At 37.2% G+C, this 13,906-nt stretch carries 15 protein-coding genes and 1 pseudogene; 12 read left to right on the top strand and 4 right to left on the bottom strand.

Going from position 1 to position 13,906, the window contains the following annotated elements:
- Positions 1 to 401 precede the first annotated feature (401 nt).
- The 5 genes from ACIR131C_RS0110970 (at position 402) to ACIR131C_RS0110950 (ending at position 5,208) form a co-directional block, all read left to right on the top strand.
- Positions 402 to 836, top strand: coding sequence for a hypothetical protein (locus ACIR131C_RS0110970; protein ID WP_028090230.1), 435 nt, complete (start codon positions 402 to 404; stop codon positions 834 to 836).
- Positions 837 to 1,476: 640 nt separating this feature from the next.
- The gene (gene psbV, locus ACIR131C_RS0110965; protein ID WP_028090229.1) at positions 1,477 to 1,968 is read left to right on the top strand and encodes a photosystem II cytochrome c-550; all 492 of its coding nucleotides are present in this window, start codon (positions 1,477 to 1,479) and stop codon (positions 1,966 to 1,968) included.
- A gap of 307 nt (positions 1,969 to 2,275) precedes the next feature.
- Positions 2,276 to 2,437 (top strand): DUF2256 domain-containing protein, encoded by a 162-nt coding sequence (locus ACIR131C_RS22515; RefSeq protein ID WP_071604952.1) that lies wholly within the window; start codon positions 2,276 to 2,278, stop codon positions 2,435 to 2,437.
- A 289-nt stretch (positions 2,438 to 2,726) separates the two neighbouring features.
- The gene (locus ACIR131C_RS0110955) at positions 2,727 to 3,677 is read left to right on the top strand and encodes an isoaspartyl peptidase/L-asparaginase (protein WP_028090228.1); all 951 of its coding nucleotides are present in this window, start codon (positions 2,727 to 2,729) and stop codon (positions 3,675 to 3,677) included.
- 88 nt (positions 3,678 to 3,765) lie between these two features.
- Positions 3,766 to 5,208, top strand: coding sequence for a RecQ family ATP-dependent DNA helicase (locus tag ACIR131C_RS0110950; RefSeq protein ID WP_028090227.1), 1,443 nt, complete (start codon positions 3,766 to 3,768; stop codon positions 5,206 to 5,208).
- Positions 5,209 to 5,343: 135 nt separating this feature from the next.
- Here the strand turns inward: ACIR131C_RS0110950 and ACIR131C_RS0110945 are convergent, their stop codons facing one another.
- From ACIR131C_RS0110945 to ACIR131C_RS0110930, 4 genes are all read right to left on the bottom strand, one after another.
- Positions 5,344 to 5,832: a hypothetical protein gene (locus ACIR131C_RS0110945; protein WP_028090226.1), complete on the bottom strand. Its 489-nt coding sequence runs from the start codon at positions 5,830 to 5,832 to the stop codon at positions 5,344 to 5,346.
- A 330-nt stretch (positions 5,833 to 6,162) separates the two neighbouring features.
- The gene (locus tag ACIR131C_RS0110940; protein ID WP_028090225.1) at positions 6,163 to 6,927 is read right to left on the bottom strand and encodes an energy-coupling factor ABC transporter ATP-binding protein; all 765 of its coding nucleotides are present in this window, start codon (positions 6,925 to 6,927) and stop codon (positions 6,163 to 6,165) included.
- A gap of 10 nt (positions 6,928 to 6,937) precedes the next feature.
- Positions 6,938 to 7,597, bottom strand: a complete 660-nt coding sequence (locus ACIR131C_RS0110935; protein ID WP_028090224.1) for an energy-coupling factor transporter transmembrane component T family protein — start codon at positions 7,595 to 7,597, stop codon at positions 6,938 to 6,940.
- A 3-nt stretch (positions 7,598 to 7,600) separates the two neighbouring features.
- Complete coding sequence (locus tag ACIR131C_RS0110930; RefSeq protein ID WP_028090223.1) at positions 7,601 to 8,524, bottom strand: energy-coupling factor ABC transporter permease; 924 nt, start codon at positions 8,522 to 8,524, stop codon at positions 7,601 to 7,603.
- A 418-nt stretch (positions 8,525 to 8,942) separates the two neighbouring features.
- On the opposite strand from ACIR131C_RS0110930, the pseudogene ACIR131C_RS25090 reads away from it, so the two are divergent.
- The 7 genes and pseudogenes from ACIR131C_RS25090 to ACIR131C_RS22510 form a co-directional block, all read left to right on the top strand.
- Positions 8,943 to 9,257 (top strand): annotated as a pseudogene (locus ACIR131C_RS25090) (element excision factor XisH family protein); the annotation flags it as partial.
- Positions 9,245 to 9,577 carry a XisI protein gene (locus tag ACIR131C_RS0110925; RefSeq protein WP_028090222.1) on the top strand — a complete coding sequence of 111 codons (333 nt, stop codon included), beginning with the start codon at positions 9,245 to 9,247 and terminating at the stop codon, positions 9,575 to 9,577. The pseudogene ACIR131C_RS25090 and the gene ACIR131C_RS0110925, both read left to right, overlap by 13 nt.
- Positions 9,578 to 9,966: 389 nt before the next feature.
- Positions 9,967 to 10,542: a Uma2 family endonuclease gene (locus ACIR131C_RS0110920; protein ID WP_028090221.1), complete on the top strand. Its 576-nt coding sequence runs from the start codon at positions 9,967 to 9,969 to the stop codon at positions 10,540 to 10,542.
- A gap of 323 nt (positions 10,543 to 10,865) precedes the next feature.
- Positions 10,866 to 11,870, top strand: coding sequence for a multicopper oxidase domain-containing protein (locus tag ACIR131C_RS0110915; RefSeq protein WP_028090220.1), 1,005 nt, complete (start codon positions 10,866 to 10,868; stop codon positions 11,868 to 11,870).
- Between the two features lie 411 nt (positions 11,871 to 12,281).
- The gene (locus ACIR131C_RS0110910) at positions 12,282 to 12,941 is read left to right on the top strand and encodes a hypothetical protein (protein ID WP_051347542.1); all 660 of its coding nucleotides are present in this window, start codon (positions 12,282 to 12,284) and stop codon (positions 12,939 to 12,941) included.
- Positions 12,942 to 12,987: 46 nt separating this feature from the next.
- Positions 12,988 to 13,464 (top strand): hypothetical protein, encoded by a 477-nt coding sequence (locus ACIR131C_RS0110905; protein WP_028090218.1) that lies wholly within the window; start codon positions 12,988 to 12,990, stop codon positions 13,462 to 13,464.
- Positions 13,465 to 13,492: 28 nt separating this feature from the next.
- Positions 13,493 to 13,705, top strand: a complete 213-nt coding sequence (locus ACIR131C_RS22510) for a hypothetical protein (protein WP_035371860.1) — start codon at positions 13,493 to 13,495, stop codon at positions 13,703 to 13,705.
- Positions 13,706 to 13,906 lie beyond the last annotated feature (201 nt).

The following is a 13,906-nucleotide window of genomic DNA, read 5'->3' as shown; positions in this document are numbered from 1 at the left end:
AGAGGCGAGGCTTGTACCGAAAATTCCCAATCTAAAATCTAAAATCTAAAATTTTTTGGTCAATTGCTTATAATTCGCTCTCTGATTGACCTGACTCGTAAAATTACTGGTTGAGTCGAGGGTAGCAAATCTGGAATCAAGTTATAACGTATATGCACTATTAACACTAATATGCCTTCGGCATACGCAACCTGTGCGGGTTGAAACTTGTTTGAGAGCATCCGCAACTATCCCCTTGCACCATGAAGAAACATTTCTCTAAACGTTATGATATAGACGGAGGTGGCTCATGAATTACCCTACTTACGCTATGTTTTAGGTAAGTTCTGAGAATATAGATAGATATTTGGGATTGGATTTTGACAAATTACGTTATCAACCTAAAGGGGTGTAAAAATAAAATGAAGACTTGGAGTCCATTGACAATTGTTCCCTTGGGGTTAGCAATAAGTTTATTGCTTAGTGAGGCTAGTTTTGCCGAAGCCCCAAGTACTGAAATTAAAAATCCTCTCCAGATAGACCCAATAATTTTAACTGGTATGTCCGGGGGAACAGTTAATACTGATTGTGGGTATATTTCCACTACACCTAGTCAAGTGATTGAAATCACAGATTCAGTACCATATCTACAGTTAAGATTAGAGAGTGAAGGACAAGCAACGCTATTAATTGATGGTCCAGGGGGTCGGTTCTGTGTACTTAGTAATGATGCTCTGAAAAGTAAACCACAACTATCTGGTTACTGGACTAAGGGAAAATACTCAGTGTATGTGGGTGAATTATCAAAACAGAATTATAATTATACCCTTTCTATTTCACAACAACAACAAAAATAACAATTGTAAGTAGGTTGGCGTTAAAAATTGTCGTTATAGCACGGTTGTGCAAGAGTAAAGAGGTTCTCAGGGATTTTACATTTCTTTACGGAGTTTGATTTTTTGATGCCAACTTACTTAGCTTTGTTACCGCATAAATTTTCTACGGTGGTAATCTAGTCTAGGCAACAACTTAGTCAGTATCCTTGTGGATTATTAGGTATAATAGACTCACGCCAATCTTGGCTGATGTCATTTGCAGCAATCAGATTATAAGAGTCTCAAGTTTTGGCAACAAATTGGACTCCTAACATGATATTGGTATTACAGTGACTCAATTTCTATGATAAGTTCACAAATGTTATGGGTTGTCCAAAGCTATTAATAGCAGAGATAGCAGCCTACTACAGTCATCCTGTAGAAGGATTGTTTTTTGTCTAACCAACTCTTAATTACCTATGAATAGCATCGGACTTCACTGGAGTTAGACGGTATGAAGGTAATTATGTCTCATTATTTTCGGTGATGCCAAAATTTTGCCAACAATAATTAATGCTAATAGCTATTAGCAAAGACAAATCACCCATCAGTCATGAACAGTATAGAAATTTAGTATCGCTCTCAAAACTTGTGTTAATGATCAAAATCTTGAAGGGGAAATATGTTTAGAAGACTAATTGGGGTTTTTGTGGTTACTATTTTACTGACATTACAGTTGCTTGTCGGTAGTGCAACAGCGATAGAACTAGATGAAGCTACCCGTACAGTACCATTAAATGCCCAAGGTGATACCGTTGTCCTCAGTTTAGAACAGGTCAAAGAAGGAAAACGATTATTTAATTACGCTTGCGCTCAATGTCATGCTGGTGGTGTTACCAAGACTAATCAAAATGTGGGACTTGAACCAGAAGCTTTAGCAGGGGCCTTACCCAACCGCAATAATATTGAAGGATTGGTGGACTATATGAAAAATCCCACCACCTATGATGGTGAAACAGAGATTTCTGAAATCCACCCCAGTATTAAGAGTGCAAATATTTTCAAAGTCATGCGAAATCTGACGGAGGAAGACCTGAAAGCAATTGCTGGACATATTCTCTTAGAACCAAAAGTTGTTGGTACAAAATGGGGTGGTGGTAAGATTTATTACTAACTATACCAGAATACAGTCAAATAATCAATAATAGAGCTTATGTGAATTAAGTGGAAAAAAACCTTGTAATTCCGTTGATCATTGCCAAAATCATCGTTTTGGGCAACTCTGGAAATTATCATAAAACAGCAAGAGTTGTGAAGTCACATAAGGCATATAATACATAGTAAGGGCAAGGTAATTCTGCCCTTATTTTTTGTAGGTATTAGTTACAGCGATTTCCATGTAAATGAACCACGGTTTTTGTTTCGCGCAGGAAGAGGTTAATCAACTCACCTATGGCCAATTACCTATTACTTTGATTATTATGAACCGTGTTCGTTCTAAATCCGATTTACCGGAAAAAATTTGTGTAGTCTGTCAACGTCCCTTTACTTGGCGGAAAAAATGGCAAGATTGTTGGGATGAAGTAAAATATTGTTCGGAACGTTGTCGTCGTCGTCGTTCTCAGGCTAAAGATGAGACTTAGGGAACATTGACCACGACTGACGCAACTGGGATAATAAGATGAAATCGTAGTTAGGACTTTAGTCCTATCTGCTAAACACTATGGTAAGACTGATCAGGGCTAAAGCCCTGACTACAAATCACTATGGTAGGAATAATCAGGGCTAAAGCCCTGACTACAAATCATATTATATTTATCATATTTTATGATATTTTATCTATAATTTTTTGTGACACTTGCATCAGTCCTATTGACAATGGTTAATTGACAATTAACATTTAATATAATCAGGAACAAATAAGAAAATAACATGACATTACAAGTACAACCTAAATTAATTATTCATGGTGGCGCTGGTAGTTCCCTGCAAGGTAAGGGGGGATTGATAGCGGTTCGCAACTCTTTATCTAAAATCGTTGCGGATGTTTATGCTCTTTTACTCAATGGTGCAAATGCAACGGAAGCTGTAGTCCGAGGCTGTCAAATGTTAGAAGATGAACCACGCTTTAATGCTGGTACTGGTTCTGTACTGCAATCTGATGGACAAATTCGCATGAGTGCTTCTATCATGGATGGGACTACTGGCCGTTTTAGTGGTGTAATTAATGTGTCACGGGTAAAAAACCCGATTGAAATGGCATTATTTTTACAAAATTCCGATGACCGAGTTTTGTCTGATTATGGTGCGGCTGAGTTAGCGCGGGAGTTACAAATTCCTAGTTACAATGGTTTAACTGATTTGCGCTTGCAAGAATGGACTCTAGAACGTCAAGGTAATTTTCAAAGAACTATGGCTGGGGTGGTAGCAGAACCAGAGATGGCATTAAGTAGTAATGCGGGTAGTGGAACTATTGGTGTTGTGGCTTTAGATGGTGATGGTAAATTAGCTGCTGGTACTTCTACAGGTGGTAAAGGCTTTGAAAGAATTGGGCGCGTCAGTGATTCAGCGATGCCAGCGGGTAATTATGCAAATCTTCATGCGGGTGTTAGCTGTACAGGTATTGGTGAAGATATTATTGATGAGTGTTTAGCCGCTAAAGTTGTGGTGAGGGTAACAGATGGAATGTCTCTACAGAATGCGATGCAGAAATCATTTACAGAAGCGCAGAAAAATAACAGGGATTTTGGAGCGATCGCTCTAGATGCCACTGGCATGATATCCTATGGTAAAACCTGTGAGGTATTACTGGCTGCTTACCATAATGGAGAAAACATTGGTGATACTTTAGAATGGAATGATCAAGAATTAATTGGTCATTAGCCAGTTGTCAGTTGTCAGTGGGAAGAGTAAAGATAAATATTTTCCTTATTTTCCCATTTATTCTTCTTTGTGATTTTGTCGTAAAAAAATGAATATTCCCTTAACACAATCTGATCATGATGTTCGCACAGCATTAAAAGCAATTTGGGGATATGACGATTTTCGTCCTCCCCAAAAGGAAATTGTTAACTGTTTAATATCAAAAAAAGATGCTTTAATTATTATGCCCACAGGTGGGGGAAAATCTATTTGTTTTCAACTTCCCGCACTACTAAATACAGGACTAACTTTAGTAATTTCTCCCTTGGTCGCACTAATGGAAAACCAAGTTGAGGAATTACGTCAAAAACAGCAAAAAGCAGCACTTTTACACAGTGAATTACCCGCATTACAACGACAGAAAACTTTACAAGCTTTAGAAAAAAAGGAATTAAGATTATTATATTTATCTCCTGAAACCTTACTGAGTCCAATAGTTTGGCAAAAATTGTGTAATCCTCAACTACAAATTAATGGTTTAATACTAGATGAAGCCCATTGTTTAGTCCAATGGGGTGATACTTTTCGTCCAGTTTACCGACGTTTAGGAACTGTGCGGGAAGCGTTGCTAAAATCAAAACCACCAGGAACAAAAATTAGTATAGCAGCTTTTACGGCCACTGCTGATCCTTTAGCTGAAAAGATTATTTCTCAAGTTTTAAAATTAGACAAACCTGATATTTTTAAGATTAATCCCTATCGAGAAAATTTAAATCCTATTGTCCAAATTGCTTGGACTCCTAGAGGAAGAAAACAACAATTATTAAAGTTTATACAAAAACGACCAAACCAAGTTGGTTTAATTTATGTAAGAACTCGAAAAGATAGTGAAAATTTAGCCAATTGGTTAACAGAAAGGGGTTATCATACTGCTAGTTATCATGCAGGATTAAGCCCTACAGAACGCCGGAATATTGAAGCTAATTGGTTAGGTGGAAAAATCCTGTTTGTGGTCTCTACTTGTGCTTTTGGTATGGGGATAAATAAATCTGATGTGCGTTGGGTGGTTCATTTTCATGCACCATATTTATTATCGGAATATGTACAAGAAATAGGGAGAGCGGGAAGAGACGGGAAACCTGCTGATGTTTTAACCTTGGTCAGTGAACCGACAGGATTTTTAGATTCTGAGGATAAACAAAGACAGAAATTTTTTGAACAACAACTACAATTACAACAACAAAAAGCGCGAAAATTAGTTAAGAAGTTACCATCCCAAGGGGAAATAAATAGTGTAATTAAAGAATTTCCAGATAGTGCGGTGGCGCTTTCTCTTCTCCATAGTAACGGACAATTGGAATGGCTTGATCCTTTTCATTTTTCTATTTCTTCTCAGTCAGTAAATTCATCAAAAACCCAATTACAAGCTGGTAAACTGAGTGAATATCTCACTACTAAACAGTGTCGTTGGCGATTTTTATTAAATGCTTTTGGCTTTGAAACACCGACGGTTAATTGGCGTTGTGGACATTGTGATAATTGTAAAAATTAATTAAGTAGGTTGGTGTTAAAAATTGTCGTTATGACAAGGGAACAGGGAACAGGGAACAGGTTTTGGACAACTTTACTTTTCGTTACTTATGTTGTTTTTTCCGTTCACCTACTTATCATTTGTTAATGATTATTTTTAATTCTTAATTGATTGTTCTTGGCTACAATATTTATTCAACTGAACAGCTAAAGTATCTGATTGTTTACCAGCGGTTTTGGCTGCGGTTGTCAGTGCGGAATCAATTTCTCTTCTAGCTTTTTGAATTTTGATTTTACCATCTGAAGATACTTCTGCTGTTTTAGTATCACCAAGAGCCTTAGCAGCTTTACCTATGGCTTGACTGAGATTATCAAAGACTTTGATAAAACCGCTTTCAAATTCTTTTAATTTAGGATCTTTTAAGTTCAATTTCCGAAGTTCCTGAGTGACATTTTTCAAGTCTTTAGATAACTTTAAACTAGTTGATACTTGCTGACCTTTTTTCGTATCAATCAGTGATGTACCCTGATTAACGGCTTTAATCAATCGTTGACATTGGGAGGTTTTACTGTCACTACAACTAGTAATTAATAAAGCAATGCTCAGAGTAACAGGAGCAATAACTGGATAACGAGAAAACAACATTTAATAACTTAAAAATTTAAAATTAAAGAGAGTTAGAAACTGAGATTTAAATACCCTTAGAAAAACAGGAAGTAGGCCATAGATTAGAGATATGACAGCAGTTTTTATCTAAGTAGGTTGGCGTTAAAAATTGTCGTTATGACAAGGGAACAGGGAACAGGGAAGAGGTTTTGGGTAACTTTACTTTTCGTTACTTATGTTGGTTTTTTCCGTTCACCTATCTATTTAACCCACAGATTACCTTCTTCCTTCGCGCCTTTCCTACTTCGCGCCTCCGCGCGAAACAAAAACCGTGGTTCATTGACCAGCAAAATCCCTGTCAGCCCCAGTTTACCAATCTACTGGTAAACCCAGTTTATCTAAGGTTTTGCCATCTTGCAACAGTGGTTGAATATCGCTATCTATTTGGATTTTACCATTAGACAAGACTAAAGCCCGTTGGGTGACTCTTCCTAGCCACTGGAGATCATGGGAAGCTATTAACATCACTTTTACAGGCAATTTTAATAATACTTGGGCTAAATGTCGTCGCCATGCTGGGTCTAGTCCGTTGGTGGGTTCGTCTAAAATGAGAATGTCAGGATTTAGGGCTAAAATCGCCGCTAAGGCGGCTAAACGTCTTTGTCCTCCAGAAAGTTCATGAGCGGAACGGTGGGCGTAGGATTCTAATCCAAAGTCGGCTAATAGTTGATAGGCTTTATCCTTTGCAGCTATGGGGGAAATGCCATAGTTAAGGGGTCCAAAGGTGATATCTTCCAGGATTGTGGGCATAAATAATTGGTCATTAGGATCTTGAAAGCTAAAACCAATTTGTTGCCTAATTTGCGGTAAAGTGTTTGGCAATATCGGTATACCGTTAATCCAAATTCTGCCGCTTTGGGGATGTTTTAAGCCGATCAGGTTTTCTAATAAGGTGCTTTTGCCTGAACCAGTAGCGCCCATTAAAGCGACGCGATCGCCTGTTTGTAAGCTAAAAGAGATTTCTTGTAATACGGGGTACTGTTGTGAATAAGCGTAAACCAGATTTTGGACCGCAACAACAGCAGTATGGGGTTGAGAAAGGGAAATTTGGGGATTAGAAGTTAATGATGTCAAGATTCACCACTCAAATAACAGTAAGGTAGGAACTTAGGGTTAAACCAGTGGCTATCACCCCAGCTATTAATAGGGTAAAGCGTTCTTTGGGTTTGAGGGGGGGATCTAGAGGTAATTTTCCGTTATATCCACGGGCTACCATAGCAGTATAAACTCTTTCGGCTCTGTCTAGGGTGCGAAGATACAACGCCCCAATCATGGCAGCACTAGCATAACGTAGCCACCCTGCTGTACCATTTAAACCACGTAGTTGGGCGCTGCGTTGCATTCGCGTCACTTCTAAGAGTAATATTTCTAAGTATTGTCCAGCGAGAATCAGGTTTTCCTTTAATGGTGCAGGTATCGGTAAGCTTTTGAGAGCGATACTCAAACTATGGGGAGGTAGGGTTAATAAAAAGCCATTCATGACAATTAAACAAATTAGGGAACGCACAAGTAAAAAACTAGCTCGTTCCCATCCCAATGGTAAGGCCACGAGGGATAAAAAAATTAATTCTGCACCCAGTAGACTGCCTAATTTGGGTAGGGGTACTTGTAACAAATAAACCCACACCAGAGCGATCGCTCCATAGACAAGTAAATTAGACCAACTATGATACTTTAAAAAAGCCGCCCCAATTACAATAATTAGGGATAATTGCAAGCGTAATGGCAAGGAAATTTGTATCATATATTAGGCATTTTTCGGTCTGATAATTTTGGCAATGCCAAAAGCCACAGCAAAGCAAGCTGTAGCACCTACCAACCCAGCAATACTAGTACCAATTTTCCCCAAACCCTGAATATTATAATCAGCTAAAGGTGTCGGCACAATTACCCGCACGTTTTCCGCTAAATTCATAAATCCTAAGTTTTCTGCTACCTTTTCCAAACCATCAGGCCAAGCGGAAGCGCATAGGGATAATACACCAGAAATCAGTAAAATACTGACAACGGGAACTAACCAACCTCTAATTTTATGTTCTTCACCTGGTAATAAATCTGGACGAGTTGTAGATAGGTAATTTAGAACACCTCCAGTAATCGCCCCTTCCCCAACACCGATCAAAATATGTATACCTGTCATCGTAGGTAAAACTAGGTTGGCTGGTGCTGTCCCAGAAAGAGCTAATTCAATAGCACAAGCTATAGCGGCAACAACTACGCTAACTCCCGCTGCTATTCCTGCCGCTAGGGGTAAAAGTCTTTGAAAACCGCCAAAGAGTCTTTGCAAAGTTTGGGTTAATCCCCAAGCTACCCACACGCCGATGACTCCCATGTTAAAAATATTTGCTCCCAAGGCAGTAATTCCACCATCGGCAAATAACACGGCTTGAATGATCAAAACCGTGGCAATACATAACATTCCCGCCCAAGGACTACCCAAGATAATCGCTGCTAAAGCCCCTCCCAATAGGTGGCCGCTAGTCCCCCCCGCTACAGGAAAATTAACCATTTGGGCGGCGAAAATAAAGGCTGTGGTTAAACCTAATATGGGGGCGCGACGAATACCAAAAGCTGTTTGCGATCGCTCAAAAGCTACAAATAAAGCCGCCGCACTAGCTAAACTGGTCACTGCGGCAACTGGTACAGAAACAAATCCATCAGGTATGTGCATGAAAAGTCCTATTTTTGTGTTTTCTCTAAGTAAGTGAACGGAAAAAAACCGACACAAGTAACGAAAAGTAAAGTTGCCCAAAACCTGTTCCCTGTTCCCTGTTCCCTGTTCCCTCTTCCCTGTTCCCTTGTCATAACGACAATTTTTAACCCCAACCTACTTACACTAATTTCAGCAATGTAACAATTAACAAAATTAATAGCAAACTAAAATTTATCTGTCTTGAGAATACCCTATTGGTAGATGTTTTGGGATTTTATTTAGAGAATTTTTGTAATAAAAAATACGTCAAATTATATATTTATTTTGTGAATTATTAACATTTATAAATATTTATGACATCTTCTCAGATTTCTATCCGCTTCAAGAGATTAGGAATCTACAGCTTTGGTAATTTAAGTCTGAATTAGGCAGACAATTTTACAATATTGATTTAGGAGCAGAAAAAGTTATTGCAGCCGAAAAAGAAGGACGAAAAATAGCTATAGAAATCAAAAGTTTTCTTAATCCTTCAAAAATTACAGAACTTTATGCTGCATGAGGACAATTTATAATTTATCGTCTTGCTTTACAAGAACAAGAACCAGAACGGACTTTATATTTAGCAGTTCCTATTACTGTTTACAATGAATTTTTTATACTGCCTTTTATTCAAGCAGTGATTAAAATGAATCAACTTTATTTAGTAGTTTATAATTTTGAAAAAGAGGTAATAGCAGAATGGCAAAATTAGAAGAATATCGGCAATATATTCAGAACTTACTGAAACAACACGCTAGTATGGTTTGGGATAAACGCATTCAAGCACAGACAATTTTTGATCTTGAAAATAACCATTATCAATTAATTTATGTAGGTTGGCGTGATCAAACTCGTATTTATGGACCTGTTTTACATCTAGATATTATTGATGATAAAATCTGGATTCAGCAGGATGGTACAGAGGTGGGAATTGCTAATGAATTGGTTGAATTAGGTGTACCGAAAGAAGATATTGTTTTAGGTTTTCAATTGCCTTCTGTCCGAAAATATACAGATTTTGCTGTTAGTTAATTAAATCTCAATTGTCTGATAGCGAAGCGTGGCGTAGCCATATCAGGATATCCAGGATTTAAGGATTTACAGGATGTTTGCTTGTTCCGTACCTGTTATGCCAAATATGAGTTTATTTACCCCACAACCCATATAAATAAAGGATTTTATTGTTTTTGATACCAAATTTGTCAAAATAACCAATAAATTAATGTAAAATCCTTATATAACAAGGATCTTGGGATTTCAAAAAAATAATTTAGCATAACAAGTACCGAAGAGCCAAAAATCACAGTGTCTTTATTTCTAAAATCTCATAAAAAATCCTGTAAATCCTGAAATCCTGGACATCCTGATTCAGACAAATAAAATATCATATAATAGTGAATAAATATTCACCTTAATTAACTATGCAAACCACAGAATCTCCCTTACAATTGCGGCTGTGGACTGTTGATGAATACCACAGAATGGCTGAAGCAGGAATCTTTGAACCAAGTGAACGGGTAGAATTATTAGAGGGGAAAATAATCTGGATGATTGCTAAAGGAACAGCCCACCGTTCAGCAGTGGGAAGAACATATAAGTTGTTGGAAAACAGAATTGGTCATAAAGCTTGCATAGCTATTCAAGACCCTGTAAAATTAAATGAAAGGTCTGAACCAGAACCAGATATTGCTGTAGTGAAAATAGATCCGCTAGACTATGCAGATCATCATCCTACCCCAGCAGAAATTTATTTAATTATCGAAGTTGCAGATAGTAGTTTAAAACTAGATACAGAAATCAAAGCTAAAGCTTATTCTCAAGCAGGAATTAAGGATTATTGGGTATTAGATGTAGTGAAACGCGAATTAATTGTATTTAGAAATCCCACAGCAGAAGGTTATCAAAATCGAGAAATTATCACAGAACATCAAAACATATCTCCTTTAGATTTTCCTGATTTAGAAATTGTAGTTTTCCAGATGCTACCTCTTGTCTAAATACTGTTAAATTATCTTCCAAAGCGATCGCTTTTACTCGCAATCTTACATCTTTAATAGCTGCCCCTGTAGTGCTATCCTTGACCTCAACCGCTAAATTTGCCCAAAGTTTCCCACAGTCGCCATTGTATCCGCTGTAATGCCCAATCTCGGTGCAAGTGCCATTTGTTCTCTAGTTAGCGGTAAATAAATCAATATATCATAAATAGTCCTGAAAATTATTTTTCCAAGTTATTGACAATAATTCCTGATTCCTTTACTATACATAAAGCTAATTGCAAATTATTTGCAATTTTCCGTACCCCCATTCCCTGATTAGTCTTATGTCTGACAACTTTACTGAGAGTAAAGATAAAATTTGGCATCGTCGTCAACTGCTACAACTGGGATTTTCTGGTGCATTCATGATCACCACAGGGACAATTTGGCAAATGTTAAACAGCAAAAATTATGCCAGTGTCAAAATACCACCCATGAAAATAACAGCTTCTAATGGTGCTACTAACCCTATGCAGGTGTTACGAGATTTTGATTATGGGACAATTAAACAGGAAAATGGGCGCACGGTCCGCGAATTTCGCTTAATTGCTGGTACTTCCACCATTCAGCTTAATAGCGCTGTCTCCTATAACATTTGGGACTTAAATGGGCGCATTCCTGGTCCCACACTCCGGGCTAAGGAAGGAGAAAAAATAAGAATACTTTTTCTCAATAATGCTGGACATTCCCATTCTTTGCACTTTCATGGAGTTCATCCCGCTGAAATGGATGGCATTAAACCCATAGGTAATGGTAAGGCAACTATATATGAATTTGATGCCGAACCCTATGGCGTTCATTTATATCACTGTCATGTCGCTCCGGTTACTCGTCACGTTGCTAAGGGATTATATGGAATGTTTATTATTGATCCTCCTAAACCCCGTCCCCCTGCTGATGAAATAGTTTTAATCATGTCTGGCTATGATGTAAATGATGATAACCGCAATGAGTATTATGCTTTTAATGGTCTGCCACATCATTATATGCACCATCCTATTCAAATTTATCAAAATCAGTTAATTCGTGCCTATGTTTTGAATATTATTGAATTTGACCCCGCTGTAACGTTTCATCTTCACGCTAATTTTTTCAATGTTTATCCTTCGGGAATGACAATGAATCCCAGTGTAAAAACGGATGTTTTAACCCTGGGTGTAGCAGAAAGACATATTTTAGAATTTGCTTTTAAGTATCCAGGTAAGTATATGTTTCATCCTCACCAAGATGCGATCGCTGAAAGCGGTTGTATGGGACAATTTGCAGTAATTTCAGAAAAAGACTCCTAAAACTTTGATTATTGAAAAAATTAAGAATTTTGTATTTTCAAAATATATTGAGACTAAAATATTTATGCAATCAAGTATTTATCTAAAAACCCGTTCCCAGATCAAATATAGTTTTATTATAGTTCTATAAATTTTCATATTCTGACAAATTTATTAACTTTTATTAACTTCATACATAAGTAATATTTATCATAAATAAAGGAAAATATAAAAAATTAAAAAATTAAAAAAATTCTTTTTCGCTAAAAGTATGTATGATTTAATAATCACAAAAATATCATCCGATTATCAAATTAATAGCACATCAGACAAAGTTAATTCTGCTAAGACAATTCCCAAATAAATATTAACTTAGGAGTTATTTGGAGTAAATTTAGCAGTTATAGGTGAAATAGAGATTTTGGTAATTGAATGAGGATTTTTGATCACATCATTACAGGAGCATTGATAGTGTTAGACTCAGGCATTAATTCAACTTCAGAAACCTTTCCCAAACAGCTAGATATCGCCAAAGTTACTGTGTATGGATTGAGTATTTTATCAGCAGGAATGTTTCTATTTTTGCCATTTTTTAATCTTTTACATCCCAGTCCTTGGCAGCGTTCCATAGGCACAATTCACGGCGTAGGAGCATTGCTGGCAACAGTTGTTGCTGTGTATACAGGACATTTAGCCTTTCCCTTGCTACGAGGTGCAAGTAAGATATTACCGCAGATGCGTACCCTAACATTTTGGTCTAGTGTAATTGCATTTTTGGGTATCGCTACAGGCAATTTAGCATATATGCGTTATCGGGCTGGAATAGAATTTGGTGGTGCAAGAGCTTGGCTAAAAGAAAACTCCCCTTTAGTCCAATATGTACTTATGGAATACCACGAATTTAGCGTTTTATTTACCTTGCCATTAGGGGTAGCTTGTAGCTGGATTTTATGGCAATATGGTGACTCAATTTTAGAAAAACAAAACCGTCCCGTTCTCACAGCTACTTGTGTGGCTTTAATAGCCATGATGTTTTTTGCCATGGGGGGTTTAGTAACTGGAATTGGTGTCGCTAAAATTCACGCTTTGTAATTAGCTTTGTAATTAGCTTTGTAATTAAATTCTTGAGGATTATTTGATGAATAAACAATCTCAACTTTCTGAAATCGCACCAGAACCACAACCTATATATGGTATATTTTGGCAGTCATGTAAACAATTTCCCCGATTTTTAGCAGCAGGTTCAAATCATCCACCAACGGTTTCTGGACCAGCAGCGGCAGCTTTAATTAGTGCAGCAATTGGATGTTTTACAATGATGATGGCACATCATTTTTCTGATACTAATAAAAACATAGAGAAAATGATTTGGTCATTGGGAAGTTGGATACCAGGCAGCCATAACCCCAGTAAAATGTGGGGTAATATTGGCAGTTATTCTGGGAAAGAAACAATTTTACTTATTAGTTGGTTGGTGAGTTGGGCTATTCTTTCCCTACTTTGGAAAAACAAAAAGATTAAATCGAGAACGATATTTTTCTGGCTGTTTGCCTTAATGGTTGCTGCTACAGCAATGAGTTGGCATCCTCTTTTTCCCTATTTACCATTAACCTAAATCAAGCAAAAAATCAAGGGACTGAATTATGCAAACACAAACAACAGAGAATACTAGCAAAGAAAAGATATCAGGGAGAAATTTACACAAATATATCTGGCTTTTAGTCGGGGTTTTTTCTCTCTTGACTGTTACTTATCCTACATCTATGATGCGCGTTAGCCAGAAAGAAAAGTTTAAAGGCTTTCATGTTAAGTCTTTACCCGCTGAAAGCAAATCTTACTCCGATTCTGCAAAGTAAAGACCCCATGCAGCTTTGACACAAGCATTTGCAATGGAGTCTAATTAGGTTTTCTTGTTTTTAATTTCTCATTTCCAGGCGGACACCTGGGAATGAGTATCCAATTAGATTATAAGCTTTAATATCTTGAAGTCGGAGCATTAAGAAAAAATAAAAATAAAATATTCAAATTATACAGGACTTACGCAAAATATCTCTCAG

This window comes from Dolichospermum circinale AWQC131C, assembly GCF_000426905.1.
GTDB classification, from domain to species: domain Bacteria; phylum Cyanobacteriota; class Cyanobacteriia; order Cyanobacteriales; family Nostocaceae; genus Dolichospermum; species Dolichospermum circinale.
This window is presented reverse-complemented; position numbering and strand designations above follow the sequence as displayed.

Excerpts from the sequence above, each read along its gene's own strand:
- ACIR131C_RS0110970 (WP_028090230.1), top strand. The coding sequence starts at position 402 with ATGAAGACTTGGAGTCCATTGACAATTGTTCCCTTGGGGTTAGCAATA.
- psbV (WP_028090229.1), top strand. The coding sequence starts at position 1,477 with ATGTTTAGAAGACTAATTGGGGTTTTTGTGGTTACTATTTTACTGACA.
- ACIR131C_RS22515 (WP_071604952.1), top strand. The coding sequence starts at position 2,276 with ATGAACCGTGTTCGTTCTAAATCCGATTTACCGGAAAAAATTTGTGTA.
- ACIR131C_RS0110955 (WP_028090228.1), top strand. The coding sequence starts at position 2,727 with ATGACATTACAAGTACAACCTAAATTAATTATTCATGGTGGCGCTGGT.
- ACIR131C_RS0110950 (WP_028090227.1), top strand. The coding sequence starts at position 3,766 with ATGAATATTCCCTTAACACAATCTGATCATGATGTTCGCACAGCATTA.
- ACIR131C_RS0110945 (WP_028090226.1), bottom strand. The coding sequence starts at position 5,832 with ATGTTGTTTTCTCGTTATCCAGTTATTGCTCCTGTTACTCTGAGCATT.
- ACIR131C_RS0110935 (WP_028090224.1), bottom strand. The coding sequence starts at position 7,597 with ATGATACAAATTTCCTTGCCATTACGCTTGCAATTATCCCTAATTATT.
- ACIR131C_RS0110930 (WP_028090223.1), bottom strand. The coding sequence starts at position 8,524 with ATGCACATACCTGATGGATTTGTTTCTGTACCAGTTGCCGCAGTGACC.
- ACIR131C_RS0110925 (WP_028090222.1), top strand. The coding sequence starts at position 9,245 with ATGGCAAAATTAGAAGAATATCGGCAATATATTCAGAACTTACTGAAA.
- ACIR131C_RS0110920 (WP_028090221.1), top strand. The coding sequence starts at position 9,967 with ATGCAAACCACAGAATCTCCCTTACAATTGCGGCTGTGGACTGTTGAT.
- ACIR131C_RS0110915 (WP_028090220.1), top strand. The coding sequence starts at position 10,866 with ATGTCTGACAACTTTACTGAGAGTAAAGATAAAATTTGGCATCGTCGT.
- ACIR131C_RS0110910 (WP_051347542.1), top strand. The coding sequence starts at position 12,282 with ATGAGGATTTTTGATCACATCATTACAGGAGCATTGATAGTGTTAGAC.
- ACIR131C_RS0110905 (WP_028090218.1), top strand. The coding sequence starts at position 12,988 with ATGAATAAACAATCTCAACTTTCTGAAATCGCACCAGAACCACAACCT.
- ACIR131C_RS22510 (WP_035371860.1), top strand. The coding sequence starts at position 13,493 with ATGCAAACACAAACAACAGAGAATACTAGCAAAGAAAAGATATCAGGG.